The organism is Bradyrhizobium sp. ORS 111 (assembly GCF_045571485.1).
Taxonomy (GTDB): Bacteria; Pseudomonadota; Alphaproteobacteria; order Rhizobiales; family Xanthobacteraceae; genus Bradyrhizobium.
Window position 1 is genome coordinate 4,839,266 of sequence record NZ_CP120701.1, and the last position, 14,614, is coordinate 4,853,879.

Here is a 14,614-nt window from a genome sequence, read left to right on the forward strand (position 1 = left end):
CCGCGTGGTCGCCAGTAGTTCATTTTGACCCGGCCTTGTCGGCGCGGTCGTAATAGTCCGAGAAATGCAACATAAAGGTATCGATCGGCGCGCTGCTGTCGCGGCCGAGATGCGCCTTCCAGCGCGTCAGAAATTCGTCCCAGAGCTTGCTCTTGTTCGTGCCGAGCCAGGAGCTTGCGCCACGCTGAAGCTCGAGCTCTCGCGCCATCAGCGTCGGATCGATACTGGCGATCAGCTCATGGACGGCGTGCTGCATCGCCGTGTAGGTCTTCAACTGATGCAATTTGAGGTCGCTGAATCCTTGTGCAAAGGCACGCTGCGCGTCGAGGTAGCTACGCGTCGGCGGCCCGAACAGAATGCGCATCGCCTCTTCCGAGGTCGGCGAAAACTTCAGCGGATTGTTCTCGATGGCCTGGATGGTGGTCTGGCTCGTGCTGCGGGTGAGCTGCTTGGCCTGTGTTCGCGCCTGCAACAGCGCCATCAGATTATCCACCGTCATGCGCAAGATGATGCCAAGCTGCTCGGCGAGCTCAGCATCGGTGTTGTCGGCGAAGAAGTTGTCCGGCAATCCGGCCGCGCGAGCCACCAGCGGAGCGAACTCGGCACGGCCGACTGGCGAGGTCATGGCAGCCGCTCCGGCTGCTGGCTGCGCCGGTTGCGGCGCGTCACCCTGCGGCCGAGCTGCTGATGGCGATGGCTCGATAGCCACAGGCTCATCACCGGCCCACACCGACGGCCGGCGCGGGATCGGTACGGCGGGCGGGCGCTCGACCTGCGGTTTCGGCGCGGCGACCGGACCGGCCGCCCAGCTCATGTCGTCCTGGATAGACGGCTGGTACCGAGGCATCGGCGATGAACGTCGAACGGGATCCACACCCGGCGCCGGGACGCTCGCTGCCCAATCCAGAAATTCCGGATTGACCGGCCGCGCGGCCTCGCGCGGCGTCTTCAACTGCTGCGGATCAATCGGCGGCGGCACGTCACGATCGGCCGCCCAAAGCTCTTCGCCATTCGCGTGTTGCCGGACGGGTGGCTCGTGCGGTTGTGCGTCATGGTAAGGGACGCGATCGCCACCCTCACCTTCCAGCGAAACCGCGATGATGTAATGGCCGATCGTGAGCCGATCGCCGTCGCGCAGCCGGTGCGGCGCCCGCATGCGGTGGTCGGCGCCATTGAGAAAGGTGCCGTTGGTCGAGACGTCGTGCAGCCAGTAGCCGCCGTCGCGAAAATGTACCTCACAATGCTTTCCCGAAATCATCCGCGCCGGGTCCGGCAACGTCCAATCGAGGTGGCGGTCGCGGCCAATATCGACCGAACGCCGGCCGGTGACCGCAAATGACACAGGGCCGCCGTCGGGAAGGTTCGGTTCGTTCTCGATATGGAAGCGAAGCACCATCACATCGTCTCGTCAGCGTGAAGGGCGCGGTTCGCCGCGTGCCAATTGAATACCATCCTCCAGGCAAGCCGTCATTATCCGGTCGCGGGAGTCGCGGGGCAGCCGGCAAAGGCCGATCAGCAGGGCCGCACGCACCGCCCGCGCGGCCTGGTCTGGCTTGGCCTCGACCGGCGGAAATTCCGCGGGAACCACGCTTCCGCCGGACCAGCCGGCCGCCAGCGCCAGCCATGTCGCCGGCTGCTCGGGATCGTTGGCATTGCCGACAGCCAGCGCCTTGTTCCGGGATTGCTCGTCCGGTTGCCGAACCCAGGTCTCGGCGAAGTTCAGCGACCTAGTATCGTTGGCGTCGAAATGGTCGAACATGCGCCGCAACGATCGACAGCCCCAGGCGATGGCCACGCGCCTGGGGAGCAGATAGGCGCAGAACGACACGGCCTGGTGCCAGTTGCGTGCATCCGCGGCCTCCTGAAGGAAATCCAGCGAAGGCCTGTCGGCGTCGGCCTTGCCGACGTCATAGCGCGCCATGGGATAGGCCTGCAGCAGATCCTGAACCATGGCGAACCGAAGCTGACCCATGAGCGTCATCCGACCAGGGTTGGCGTGCCGTGGGCCACCAGCGGGCCCCCGGCTGCAAGTGCCATCGCGCCTTGCGCCGTCATGGCGATCGTCGGCGCGTTGATCACGATACCTGCGGGCGACAGGATGATCTGGCTGGGACCAACCTGCAGCGTGATGTTGACGTTGGCCATCAGTGTAATGCTGATGCCCGCGTTGACCGATTGATCCATCGCAAGCGTGATGTGCTGGCCGCCCAACTCGATATCGAGCTTGTCGTTGCCGTTCTTGAGCGTGGTCTTGCGCGTGTCACCGCCCAACGCAGCTTCGCCGATGGTCCGCGTCTCGCTGTCGCGGACCGTGACGTCGTAGTCCTTCTCCGCATGGAGCGTGATCTTCTCGGATCCCTTCTTGTCCTCGAAGCTCCATTCGTTGTAGCCGCCGCCCCCCTTGGTGGAGTCCGACTTCAATCCGGCGATGGTCTTGTTCGACGGCAGATCGTAGGGCGGCTTGTATTCGTCGTTGTACACGGTCCCGATCACCAGCGGCCGATCCGGATCCCCTTCCAGGAATTCGACCACCACTTCCTGTCCGACCCGCGGTATGACCTGGCCGCCCCAGCGCTTCCCGCACCAGACCTGACCCACGCGCAACCGGCACGATCGCTTGTTCTGATGGTCCCAGAAGAAGCGGACGTAGATCTCGCCCAGTGACTCGACGTCGATTTCCTCGTTCGAAGTATCCTTCTTGGTCACCACCTTGGCCGTCTGGATGCCATTAATCCTTGGCTTCGGGGTCATCATCGGTGCCCGGAACGGCCGGTCGCTCGGCAGAAGCTCGTAGCTGCCGAAATAGACGTGTTGTCCGGCGTCGCTGAGACCACCGGACCGATAGGATTCGATCGAGAACGAATGGGTGGCGCGCACCACGAGATATTCGACGTTTTGCGAATCCTTGGAGTGCTTCGCGAGCCTGGTCAATCCGCCGGGGAACAGGTTGACCGCGTCGCCATTGCCGCGGCGCCGGCGATCCATCGCCTGTTCGGCCTGGAGTTGGATCTTCGCGTAGCGCTCGCCGTCGGATTTCTCCTTGTACTTGCCGGGATAGTCGTAGAACTTCATCTCCGAGCGGGCGTAGTGCTCGGAGCCGTTGGCATCACAAAGCATCTGCGCATTGGGCTTCTCGTAGTTGTAATCCTTGAGCTCGACCTTCCCGGTGCGAAACCGGCGCTCGGAGACCCACTCGTAGATGTGCTGCTCCCCTCGACGGTCGGCGCCGGTCAGTGGGATGTAGGGAATCGTGGCGAGGCCCTGGATCGGACTGTGCGACGACTTGGAGTCTGCCAGCACCAGCGTGTGCTTACCGCCCTCATGCTTGAAGAAGTAATAGATGCCATGCTGTTCCATGAGCCGGCATACGAAATTGAGGTCGGTCTCACGGTATTGAACGCAATACTCGAGCTCCGGGCAGGAGCCCTCCTCGGTCAGCCTGGATTCAAAATCCGTGAAGCCACGTTCGGTGAAGACCTCCTTGATGATGTCGGGCGCCTTCTTGTCCTGAAAGATCCGGCAATCGGTGGTGCGCGACAGCAGCCATAACCATGGCCTCAGCACGATCCGGTAACTGAAATAGTCGTTCTTCACGCCGAGCCACTGCGCTTCCGTCAGAATGCCGCTGAATTCGCGCTCTTTTCCATGCAGCTTGATCGTCAGCGTGCACTGCTGACCGATCGCACGGTCGAAGTCGAGGTCGGCATCTTCGCTGATGCACTCGATGCGATATTCAAACAGTTCGCTGAGACTTTCCGAACCTTCGAATCCGACAAAAACCAGAACGTCCTTGCCGAGAGGCGTCTTGAGTTCGCAGAGCCGGGTATCCTGGGTAAGCTGGCCCATGTGGGCGTTTAAACTCCCTGACTAGCCACCTGATCGGCCACAGCACAGCAGATCTGGCGTCATGCAAGAACCACGGAAATCCCGCCCGCCATTGGCAGTGCCGGCAAATCCGCCCCGGGGCCGAGCCTCCTGACGCGCCACAAGCAGCCGTCCAAAGAACCACCCCGGCCCTCAAGTAGTCGGCTTCAAGAGCTTGCCGGTTCACGCGAAAATGTCATGATCGTCGGGAGTGAACCGGGACCGGCAAGCATCTGACCCATAAGGAATCGGATCATGATGCCCCCTGCGTGATCCGCCACCGTCGCGTTCGGCAGAGGGGCCATGGCCGAGCAGAGGACGATCCTCGCATGCTTGATGTCGCCTCCCTGACACAGCCGATAGCCGCGGAAGATCCCTGCGGGCCGGATCTCGATGCCATCGGAGATGTCCAATATCTCAACTTCTTCGCAAGTGCGGAATCGCTGCTGCCGATGTCGTTCTTCGAGGTCGTCAACGCCAACGGAGAGCGCGGGCGCTTCGACCCGAAGGCGGTCGACTTTGCCGGCCAGTTTGTCGCCGCGCAGCCGCTTCTGACACGTACCCGCGATCTGCGGCTGAACGTGTTGCTGGCCAAGTTTTCCATCCTCAACCGTGATCTCGACGGCTTTCTCAACTGCCTGAAGGCAACCAACCTGCTGCTGCGCGAGCAGTGGGACGCGGTGCATCCGAGGGGCGAGGACGGCAACTATGCACTTCGCGCCGTCACGGTCGAAGCGATCGACGTGTTTCCGACGGTGATCAATCCGCTCCAATTCCTTCCTTTGATCGAGAACCGCCGGCACGGCAGCCTCAACTACCGTGCCTATCAGGTGGCCAAGGGCGAAATTCCCGCCGGCGACGCCGACGTCGACGGGCCGGATCTTGCGACCATCGAGCGCATCGTCAGCGAAACGGACCTCGACACGCTCAAGGCCGCCAGCGCGCGGTGCGCCGCAGTCGCCCTCGAACTCGCAGACCTCAAAGCGATCTGGCACGAAAAGTTGAACTCGGGCCAACCGATCAGCCTCGACAGGCTCTCCGGCTTGGTTAACGGAATGGCTGCCTGGCTTGCGGGTCTCGTCACGGCACGTGACCCGGCTGCGATCGCCGCGCCTGCTGAAGTCTCCGCCGTCGACGAGCAAGTGGCGCCCGACATGATCGGCGTGCTGGCCTCCTCAGCGCAGGCCTCCGCAGCACTTGCCGCTGTTGCCGACTACTTTGCCCGAATGGAACCATCCAGCCCGGCGCTGTTGCTGGTGCGTCAGGCGCAAGAGATGGTCGGCAAATCGTTCATCGAGGTGATGCGGATGCTGGTGCCGTCCCACCTGGAGAACGCTGCGATCAACATCGGCCGCGACAGGGTCTTCGATCTGCCGATCGAACGGATGGCGGAGCTTGCCTCCGCGCCAACATCGACGGCCGAGAGCGATGCTCAAGCTATTGTCTTTTCAATAGAAAACAGGACTCAAGCCCTGGACTTGCTGACCAAGGTGGCGTCGTTTTTCCGGGCTGCGGAGCCCTCCAGCCCGATCCCGTTTTTGGTTGATCGCGCGCGCGATCTCGCACAACGAGACTTCCTCAGCCTGTTGAATGACGTCCTGCCCGAGGGCGCGCTGAAGACAATCGACAAATCGCATTGAACCCGCTTTTCGCTCGAGCGGACTAACCGGACATAAGGAAGCTTTGCCGACCGTGAGCTGAGGCGCCTTGTCACCCCGCGTCGCGCAAATCGGCTTCCCAAAGCGATTTCGTGGAGAGGAAATCATGGCTACCGACAGCGGTCAGAAATTCATTCGGCGCAATCGTGCACCACGGGTGCACATCACCTACGAAGATCCATACGATGCCGAGCGGCTGATCGAATTGCCGTTCGTCATGGGCGTCCTCTCTGATCTGTCCGGCAACAATCCCGGCGTCGAGAAGCCGAAGGTCGAAGAACGCAAGTTCCTCGAGTTCGACATGGACAATTTCGACAACCGCATGGCGGCCATCCAGCCCGGCGTGACGGCCCGCGTCGCCAACCGGCTCAGCGATGCCGACGAGAAACTCTCCGTCAATCTGCGCTTCAACAAGATGGCCGACTTCACGCCGGTGGCGGTCGCCCGCCAGGTGCCGGCTACGGCCAAGCTGCTCGAGGCGCGCGAACAACTCGCCAACCTGCTGCGCTACATGGATGGCAAGGTGGCCGCCGAGGATCAGCTCAAGAAGCTTCTCGCCGATCCTCAACTGATGGCCGCGCTGCACGAGCGCGCCACCAGCCAGTCTACCGAACCCGACGTTCAGAGCTAAGGGAAGGAATGGGGACCATGGCAAACGAAGCTGCTCATCAAGTCACCACCCAGGTCGGGACCGTCGAGGCAGACGAGTTCGCTGCTCTGCTGAAGCAAAGCTTCAAGCCGCGCACCGAACGCGCAGCGACCGAAGTCGAGAACGCGGTATCCACGCTCGTTCAAGAAGCGTTGAAGGACTCGAGCGTCATCAAGTCGGATGTGCTCGATACCATCGAGGAGATGATTGCGCGGATCGACCAGAAGCTGACCGCGCAGATGAACGAGATCCTTCATGCACCCGAGTTCCAGGCGATCGAAAGTGCCTGGCGCGGCCTCCACTACCTCGTCTTCAATTCGGAAACCGACGCTAACCTCAAGATCCGGGTGATGAACGTCTCCAAGAGCGAGCTGTATCGGAATCTGCGGCTCTACCCCGATGCGCGCTGGGATCAAAGTCCGCTGTTCAAGCAGATCTACGAGTACGAATTCGGCCAGTTGGGCGGCGAACCGTTTGGTTGCCTGATCGGCGACTACTATTTCAGTCACCTGCCCACCGACGTCCAGTTGCTTCGCGACCTCAGCAAGATCGCCGGCGCGGCACACGCCCCCTTCTTCAGCGGCGCAGAGCCGACACTGATGGGAATGGATTCGTGGACTGAACTGTCCAACCCCCGCGACATCGGCAAGGTGTTCGACACGCCGGAATATGCCGCGTGGAAGGGACTACGCGATCAGGACGACTCGCGCTATCTCGGCCTGTGCATGCCGCGTGCGCTGGGGCGTCTGCCCTACGGCGCGAAGTCGGAGCCCGTGGAAGAATTCGCCTTCGAGGAGGAGACGGACGGGCACACAGGCGACAAATACGGCTGGATTAACGCCGCCTATGCGATGGCGGTCAACATCAACCGCGCCTTCAAGGAGTTCGGCTGGTGCACGCGCATCCGCGGCGTGCAGTCGGGCGGCGAGGTCATCAACCTGCCGACGCATACATTCCCAACTGACGACGGTGGCGTCGACCTGAAATGTCCGACCGAGATCGCGATCAGCGATCGCCGCGAGCACGAACTTGCTAAGGCGGGCCTCATCCCGCTGATCCATCGCAAGAACACCGACAAGGCTGCCTTCATCGGCGCCCAGTCGCTCTACAAACCGAAGAAGTATTTCGGTGAGAAGGGCGTGGATGCAACCGCGTCCGACAACCTGTCGTCACGTCTGCCCTACATGTTCGCAGTATCTCGCTTTGCGCATTACCTGAAGTGCATGGTTCGCGACAAGATCGGATCCATGAAGGAGAAGGATGAGCTGACGGTCTGGCTGCAGACCTGGATCAACGAGTACGTTGACGCCAACCCAGCCCTGTCGTCAGAAGCCGAGAAAGCGCGCAAGCCGCTGGCCGCTGCGAAGGTTGAGGTCATAGCAAACGAGGAGAACCCGGGATATTACAACGCGCGCTTCTTTCTTCGCCCACACTTTCAATTGGAGGCGATGGACGTCGGCCTCAGCCTGGTTTCACGCCTGCCCGGCCCCAGCTCCTGACGCCACACCGTCGCAACCGCAAACATGCAGAATTTTGAGAGGACTATATTATGGCTGTCGATATCTTCTTAAAGCTCGATCCGATCAAGGGCGAGTCGCTGGACGACAAGCACAAGGACGAGATCGACGTTCTGAGTTGGTCGTTTGGCGAGAGCCAGAGCGGCACCTTTCACAGCGGCCCGGGCGGCGGCGCCGGCAAGGTCAACGTACAGGACCTCCACTTCACGCACTTCGTCGACAAGGCCACGCCCGAACTGTTCAAGGTCTGCGCGAACGGCAAGCATATCGATAGCGCCATCCTGACTGTCCGCAAGGCCGGGGAGCACCCGCTTGAATATCTCAAGATCGAGATGAAGCAGGTTCTGGTCAGCAGCGTATCGACGGGCGGCTCGCACGGCGAGGATCGCCTGACCGAAAACGTCAGTCTGAACTTCGCGAAGGTCAAGATCACCTACAAGACGCAGACGGAAAAAGGCGGCGCCGGAGCTTCGCCGACGTTTGGCTGGGACATTCCGGCCAACAAGGAGTGGGCCTGATTGCAGGCCTCGCCTGGCGCCGGATGCGAATAGCGCGAACCGGCGCCAAGCGTGCGATTGGCGACTTGGCGTCGCAGGCCAACCGACGCGCCGCCAAATCGTATGCAAGTCGGGTGTCATGGGGACATGAATGACCATTACGCCAAAGAAGGATCGGCTCTGTCCCCCGTTAATGCTGGCCTTTCGCTCGGCGCATGGCGCGCGCGATGCGCGCAAGAAACTCAATCTGCGCGATGAGTCCGGTGAGCGGGTCATTGCCGGGCGGCGCAGCGCAGGCCGTTTTCCGATCTCGGAAACATTGCTCCGGCGCGAGGTGTCCCACGACCTTGAAATGCTCCTCAACACCATCGCCCTGGAATCGACCTTGGACCTGAGCGGGCGGGATTGCGTTCGAACATCAATTTTGAACTACGGCTTTCCCGATATTGCCCACCGTTCGATCGACGAGGTCACGGACGACGAGCTCACCGACGCGCTGCGTGCAACGCTGACGACCTATGAACCCCGGCTCGATCGCAAGACGATCCGGGTCCGCCGCGACGGCTCGGTCGGCCCCGAGCAGCTCAAGCTGCGCTTCATCGTTCATGCCGACCTGAAGGCCGAGCCGCTCGACGTCCCCGTGGAATTCGTCGCCGACGTCGATCTCGACAGCGGCGATATCCAGATCAACCGACTTTAACATGAATCGCGAATTCCTCGATTTCTACAATCGCGAACTGTCACTGCTGTACGAGCAGGCAGGAGATTTCGCCGAGGAATACCCGGGCATTGCGGAGCGCCTCGGCGGCCTGATCCGGGATCGCTCGGATCCGATGATCACCGGGCTGTTGGAAGGTGCCGCGTTTCTCGCCGCCCGCGTTCAGCTCAAGCTCAAGCACGAATTCCCGGAGTTCACCGCAAACCTGCTCGAGCAACTGGTTCCGAACTACCTTGCTCCCACTCCGTCGGCCATGCTGGTCGCGGCGCGGCCACCCTATGCCGACCCTGCGCTGCGCGATGGCAAGAAGATCGCACGCGGCGCCTATTTCGATGCCACCTACCGCGAGCGGGAGCGAAGCCTTTCCTGCCGGTTTCGACTTTGCAGCGAGATCGTGCTCTGGCCGTTTGACGTCACTGGCGCCGAGTACTTCTCGACGGCAGGCGCGCTGCAAGCGCTCGGGATTCCGGTCGGCAGCGACGTCATCGCCGGACTGAGGCTGTCGTTAACGCATCGCACTGCGGCCCGGCTTGATGAGGAATTGCCAGACGCAGAGGCCCGGGCCAAGCCGGAAACCTGGTTTGCAGGCTGTCGCGTCAGCGACCTCCCGATCTACCTGTCCGGCGCGGAATCCGATGCCATCGCGCTCTACGAGCAATTGATCTCGAATTGCAGGGGTGTCTACTTCCGCCATCTCGACGACTTCGGCGATCCCGTGGTGACCCGTGCGCCACATGACTGCGTGCAGCAACTTGGCTTCGGCGAGAGCGAGGCTCTGTTTCCAAACGACAACCGGATCTTTCGCGGCTCGGAGCTGCTGCGAGAATATTTCATGTTTCCGCGCAAGTTCCTCGGCATCAACCTGACGGGCCTTCGCGGCCTGATGCCTCGGCTGCGCAGCAAATCGATCGATATCGTCTTTGCCTTCGATGAACACAATTCGCGGCTTGCCGCCGCGGTGCGTCCCGACACCTTCCGGCTCTACACCGCGCCAGCGATCAACCTGTTCGAGAAGACGAGCGATCGCATCCCGGTCAAGTCGAACACCCATGAGTACCATGTGGTGCCCGATCGCAGCCGTTATCTCGAGTACGAGCCGCACCAGGTACTCGACGTCTACGCGCATTTTCCGGCAGAGAGGGACAAGCGGCCGGTGCGCCCGCTGTACTCGGCCGCCGTCGACCGGACCAGCGGATCGGTCGAGGGACTTTACTTCACTGTCCGCCGGTTGCCCCGGCGCCGCACGGTGGAAGAGAAGACGTATGGCGCGTCCTCCGACTACACCGGGACGGATATGTTCCTGTCACTGCTCGAGCCCGGTGAACTGAGCGGCGAAGGCGCCGTCGCCGAACTCAGCGTCCGGGCTCTGTGCTCCAACCGCCATCTCACCGAGCACCTGCCCGTCGGCCAGGGCGGCGCCGATTTCCGCTTGCTGGACGATACCTCCCTTGACCTGATCTGCGTCGCTGGCCCCACGCGGCCTCGCGAGCCGGTGGTGGCTCAACTGCGCAGCCGGAGCAAGATCGCCAATAGCGGAGCCGTCAGTTGGTCGCTGATCAACATGCTGACCCTGAACTACCTCGGCCTCGTCGAGCGCGGTGGCGGCAAGAATGCCGGAGCGCTGCGCGAGATGCTGTCGTTGTTCGCCGACCAGTTCGACGATGCCACCGAACGCAAGATCCGCGGCGTACGCAGCATCGAAAGCCGGCCCGTCGTCCGCCGGGTGCGCGAGCGCACCGGCAGCGGCGCAGCGCGGGGACTGGAAATCACCGTCACCCTTGACGAGAAGGCATTCGAAGGCAGCGGCGTGTTCTTGCTCGGCGCCGTGCTGGAACGCTTCTTCGCCGACTATTCCGGCTTCAACACATTCACGCAGACGGTCATCTCGACGCCGGAACGCGGCGAGATCATGCGGTGGCCGCCGCGCATGGGCACGCGGAGACCGCTGTGACGCTGATCGAGCAGATGAAGGCCGAACCCTGGCGGTTCGATTTCTTCGACACCCTCCGCCAGTTCGAGCGGGCCCATCCGGATCGGCCGCGGATCGGGGATAGTGCCGCGCGCCGCGAGGAATACATCGATCTCGGCCAGGCGCCCTATCTGGAGTTCCCCGCCTCAAACCTTGCGGCGGTCGACGACCAGAACGGCCGCCTCAGGATCCTCGTCAAGTTTCTCGGTCTGCTGGGACCGCAAGGCGCGCTGCCGCTTGCCACCACCGATGAAAGTCTCGGCTGGTGGCTGATGCGCGATGACGCCTTCCCGCACTTTCTCGACCTTCTCAACGGACGCTTCCTGCAATTGTTCTTTCGCGCCTGGGCCGACGCGCGGCCGATCGCCCAGCATGACCGGCCGGCCGAGGATCGCTTCATCGCCTATGTCGGCTCTTTCGCCGGCTTGGGCTCCGACGTTTTCGCCAATCGGGACACCGTACCCGACATGGCGAAGCTCAGCTTCGCCGGGCTGGTCGCACCCAAGGCCAAGTCCGCGTCGCGGTTGACGCGGTTCTTGCAGGGGCTGTTCGACGTCAAGGTCGAGATCGACGAATTTGTCGGAACCTGGCTCTCGTTCGACACGGGTCACTGCAGCCGGCTGGGCGGGACGCATGCCAGCCTCGGCCGGGATGTTCTTCTGGGCTCTCGCGTGTTCAGCGTCGAGGACAAGATCAGGGTTCGTGTCTTCGTCAAGGATTTCACCCAGTACGAGAAGTTTCTGCCGTCCGAAACGCGCAACTTGTCGGAGCCACTGGCGGATGCCGTCTTCTTCTATATCGGCGACGAGTTGGACTGGGAGGTGGAGCTCGCCATTCCGGCGGGCGAAGTGGTGCCGGTCAGGCTCGGACAGAGCGGACGACTGGGATGGACCACCTGGGTGTCGCCGAACTGGACCTCGACGGACGACTATCGCCGCGACGCGCGCTTTGCGCTCGGCGAACGCTTGAGGGCCCGTCGGAGCGCCGCGGACGATGCCGCAAATTGAACCTAACCAACACGCCGATCGCCCAACTGCAAGGGAGTCGAGGCGATTTCCGCCAACCCGGGCATCCCGGAGCAATTGAGCAGGAGGTGCCGCAATGACCGACATCAGCCTTGAAGCCGTGACGGGCAAACTGAACCGGGCCGGCTACGATGCCTTCATCCAGGCACTGCGCCACGCCAAGAGCGCCGGCAACCGCAACGTCGAGCTCGCGCACTGGCTGTTTCATATCCTGCAGCAGGAGCGCAACGACCTCAGCCTCTCGGTGGATCACTACAAGCTCGACCGGTCTCGACTATTGTCGGACCTCGCCGGTGTCATCAATGGCTTTCGCAAGAACGAAACCGACATGCCGGGTGTCGCCAATTCGGTCATCGATCTCCTCGACCGCGGCTGGCACTATGCCACGCTCTTCTTCGGCGAGACCCAGATCCGCACCGGTCATCTGCTGGTGGCAGGACTGAAGTCGAACGATATCCGTCGTGCACTGAACAATCTCTCGCAGGAATTCTCCAAGCTCAATGTCGACGCGCTCGCCACGGAGCGCCGCGCCGTTTGGGCCGGCTCCGACGAGGAGACCATGAGGCCGATGGACGGCTCGGGATTGGTCGGTGCCGGCACAGAGGGCGCCGGCCAGGCCGGCGCCAGAGGAACGACACCGCTCGACCGGTTCTCCCAGGATCTCACAGCCAAGGCCAAGTCCGGCCAGATGGATCCGATCCTCGGCCGGGACGAGGAAATTCGCCAACTGATCGACGTGCTGATGCGCCGGCGCCAGAACAATCCTATCCTCACCGGCGAGGCCGGCGTCGGCAAGACCGCCGTGGTCGAAGGCTTCGCCCAGCGCATCGCCGCCGGCGATGTGCCGCCGCCGCTGCGCAATGTGAGGCTCTGCGCGCTCGACATCGGCCTGATGCAGGCCGGCGCCTCCATGAAGGGCGAATTCGAACAGCGCTTGCGCTCGGTGATCGATGAGGTCCAGAGCTCACCCACTCCCACCATCCTGTTCATCGACGAAGCCCATACCTTGATCGGCGCCGGCGGCGCGGCCGGCACGGGAGACGCGGCCAATCTCCTGAAACCCGCCCTCGCCCGCGGCACGCTGCGTACGATCGCCGCCACCACATGGGCCGAATATCGCCAGCACATCGAGAAGGACCCCGCGCTTACGCGACGCTTCCAGCCGATCCAGGTCGATGAACCCGACGTGGAGACCTGCTGCGTCATGCTGCGCGGCCTTCTCGGTCCGATGGAAAAGCATCATGGCGTGCGCATCTCGGATGTGGCAATCGTTGCAGCAGTCAATCTTTCGCACCGCTACATTCCTTCACGGCAGTTGCCGGACAAGGCAGTCAGCCTGCTCGACACCGCCTCGGCGCGGGTGGCCATCAGCCAGAGCGCGACGCCGGCCCTGATCGAGGACACTCGCGTTGCGATCACCGCTCGTGAGGCGGAGCGGTCGGCCCTCGTCAGCGATGGCGATCTCGGGACCGAAGACAGCGAGCGCATTGCCGCGATCGACAGCGACATCGCCGCACTGAAGGACAAGCTGGCGCGCCTCGAGGCCGATTGGGCCGCCGAGCAGGAACTCGTCAAGGACATCCGCAGCCTTCGTGATCTGCTGTCCAAACCGGAGGAAGGCCAGGATCCGGCAACGACGCGCGCGGAGCTGCGCAGCAAGTTCGAGACGTTGGAGCGTGTCGATCCCGACAAGCGGATGGTCTACGCCCACGTGGACCAGCAGTCGGTTGCGTCTGTCGTGTCTGACTGGACCGGCATCCCGGTCGGCCGGATGATGCGGGACGAGATCGAAACTGTGCTGAAGCTGCCGGAGATTCTCAACCGCCGCGTGGTCGGCCAGTCCCATGGACTGACCATGATCGCCAAGCGAATTGAGACCAGCCGCGCCAAGCTGGACAATCCGTCAAAGCCGATCGGCGTGTTCATGCTGGCCGGACCATCCGGGGTTGGCAAAACCGAAACCGCCCTGGCGCTGGCAGAGACCCTCTATGGCGGCGAGCAGAACATGATCACGATCAACATGTCGGAATTCCAGGAGGCGCACACCGTCTCCAGCTTGAAGGGTGCACCTCCCGGCTATGTCGGCTATGGCGAGGGCGGCCGTCTCACCGAGGCGGTCCGGCGCAAACCCTACAGCGTCATCCTGCTCGACGAGGTGGAGAAGGCCCATCCCGATGTCCACGAGATATTCTTCCAAGTATTCGACAAGGGAATCATGGAGGACGGCAATGGCCGCCGGATCGACTTCAAGAACACCTTGATCATTTTGACCACCAACGTCGGCACGGATCTGATCATGGGCCTGTCGCGCGACCCGAAGTATCGCAACGAGCCGGAAGAGCTCGCCAGGCTGCTGAGACCGGAGTTGCTGAAGGTGTTTCCGGCCGCGCTGCTCGGACGTATCGTCTCGATTCCATACTTCCCGCTGTCGGACGAGATGCTCGGCGGGATCGTTCGGTTGCAGCTCGACCGGATCGGACGGCGTCTCCGTGACAATCACAACGCGGCCTTCAGCTACGACGACGCGGTCGTCGAGCACATCGTGTCGCGCTGCAATGATCCCGATTCCGGCGGTCGCATGATCGATAACATCATCACCAACACCTTGCTGCCGGAGCTATCGCGCGAATTCCTCAGCAAATCGATTGCCAAGGAGGAGGTAAAGCGGGCACGGGTCTCGATCGAGAACGACAAGTTCGCATACTCCTGGAACTGAG

At 62.4% G+C, this 14,614-nt stretch carries 11 protein-coding genes; 8 read left to right on the forward strand and 3 right to left on the reverse strand.

Annotation, left to right across the window (positions count from 1 at the left end; all coding sequences use genetic code 11):
• Positions 1-19: 19 nt before the first annotated feature.
• From tagH to P6U30_RS22660, 3 genes are read right to left on the reverse strand one after another with little or no spacing between them, the layout of a single operon-like run.
• Positions 20-1,396, reverse strand: coding sequence for a type VI secretion system-associated FHA domain protein TagH (tagH, locus tag P6U30_RS22650; protein WP_407165126.1), 1,377 nt, complete (start codon positions 1,394-1,396; stop codon positions 20-22).
• A gap of 12 nt (positions 1,397-1,408) precedes the next feature.
• A complete protein-coding gene (locus P6U30_RS22655) occupies positions 1,409-1,951 on the reverse strand; it encodes a DUF6931 family protein (protein ID WP_407165127.1) in 543 nt (180 codons plus the stop codon).
• A gap of 26 nt (positions 1,952-1,977) precedes the next feature.
• The gene (locus P6U30_RS22660; protein WP_407165128.1) at positions 1,978-3,846 is read right to left on the reverse strand and encodes a type VI secretion system Vgr family protein; all 1,869 of its coding nucleotides are present in this window, start codon (positions 3,844-3,846) and stop codon (positions 1,978-1,980) included.
• Positions 3,847-4,193: 347 nt separating this feature from the next.
• Here P6U30_RS22660 and P6U30_RS22665 point away from each other — a divergent pair, with 347 nt between their 5' ends.
• The 8 genes from P6U30_RS22665 to tssH all read left to right on the forward strand — a co-directional run bounded on the left by P6U30_RS22665 (position 4,194) and on the right by tssH (position 14,613).
• Positions 4,194-5,504, forward strand: a complete 1,311-nt coding sequence (locus P6U30_RS22665) for an ImpA family type VI secretion system protein (RefSeq protein ID WP_407165129.1) — start codon at positions 4,194-4,196, stop codon at positions 5,502-5,504.
• A 124-nt stretch (positions 5,505-5,628) separates the two neighbouring features.
• Positions 5,629-6,153 (forward strand): type VI secretion system contractile sheath small subunit, encoded by a 525-nt coding sequence (gene tssB, locus P6U30_RS22670; RefSeq protein WP_407147015.1) that lies wholly within the window; start codon positions 5,629-5,631, stop codon positions 6,151-6,153.
• 17 nt (positions 6,154-6,170) lie between these two features.
• Positions 6,171-7,670, forward strand: a complete 1,500-nt coding sequence (gene tssC, locus P6U30_RS22675; RefSeq protein WP_407165130.1) for a type VI secretion system contractile sheath large subunit — start codon at positions 6,171-6,173, stop codon at positions 7,668-7,670.
• 50 nt (positions 7,671-7,720) lie between these two features.
• Positions 7,721-8,206 carry an Hcp family type VI secretion system effector gene (locus P6U30_RS22680; protein WP_407147017.1) on the forward strand — a complete coding sequence of 162 codons (486 nt, stop codon included), beginning with the start codon at positions 7,721-7,723 and terminating at the stop codon, positions 8,204-8,206.
• A 172-nt stretch (positions 8,207-8,378) separates the two neighbouring features.
• Positions 8,379-8,885: a type VI secretion system baseplate subunit TssE gene (gene tssE / locus P6U30_RS22685; protein ID WP_407165131.1), complete on the forward strand. Its 507-nt coding sequence runs from the start codon at positions 8,379-8,381 to the stop codon at positions 8,883-8,885.
• A 1-nt stretch (position 8,886) separates the two neighbouring features.
• Complete coding sequence (tssF, locus tag P6U30_RS22690; RefSeq protein ID WP_407165132.1) at positions 8,887-10,854, forward strand: type VI secretion system baseplate subunit TssF; 1,968 nt, start codon at positions 8,887-8,889, stop codon at positions 10,852-10,854.
• Positions 10,818-11,879 carry a type VI secretion system baseplate subunit TssG gene (tssG, locus tag P6U30_RS22695; protein ID WP_407165133.1) on the forward strand — a complete coding sequence of 354 codons (1,062 nt, stop codon included), beginning with the start codon at positions 10,818-10,820 and terminating at the stop codon, positions 11,877-11,879. Before tssF ends, tssG begins: the two co-directional genes overlap by 37 nt.
• Before the next feature lie 94 nt (positions 11,880-11,973).
• Positions 11,974-14,613, forward strand: a complete 2,640-nt coding sequence (gene tssH, locus P6U30_RS22700) for a type VI secretion system ATPase TssH (RefSeq protein ID WP_407165134.1) — start codon at positions 11,974-11,976, stop codon at positions 14,611-14,613.
• Position 14,614 lies beyond the last annotated feature (1 nt).

Coding starts and splice junctions, on each gene's coding strand:
- tssF (WP_407165132.1), top strand. CDS start 8,887: ATGAATCGCGAATTCCTCGATTTCTACAATCGCGAACTGTCACTGCTG.
- tagH (WP_407165126.1), bottom strand. CDS start 1,396: ATGGTGCTTCGCTTCCATATCGAGAACGAACCGAACCTTCCCGACGGC.
- tssB (WP_407147015.1), top strand. CDS start 5,629: ATGGCTACCGACAGCGGTCAGAAATTCATTCGGCGCAATCGTGCACCA.
- tssH (WP_407165134.1), top strand. CDS start 11,974: ATGACCGACATCAGCCTTGAAGCCGTGACGGGCAAACTGAACCGGGCC.
- tssC (WP_407165130.1), top strand. CDS start 6,171: ATGGCAAACGAAGCTGCTCATCAAGTCACCACCCAGGTCGGGACCGTC.
- P6U30_RS22655 (WP_407165127.1), bottom strand. CDS start 1,951: ATGGTTCAGGATCTGCTGCAGGCCTATCCCATGGCGCGCTATGACGTC.
- P6U30_RS22660 (WP_407165128.1), bottom strand. CDS start 3,846: ATGGGCCAGCTTACCCAGGATACCCGGCTCTGCGAACTCAAGACGCCT.
- P6U30_RS22680 (WP_407147017.1), top strand. CDS start 7,721: ATGGCTGTCGATATCTTCTTAAAGCTCGATCCGATCAAGGGCGAGTCG.
- tssE (WP_407165131.1), top strand. CDS start 8,379: ATGCTGGCCTTTCGCTCGGCGCATGGCGCGCGCGATGCGCGCAAGAAA.
- P6U30_RS22665 (WP_407165129.1), top strand. CDS start 4,194: ATGCTTGATGTCGCCTCCCTGACACAGCCGATAGCCGCGGAAGATCCC.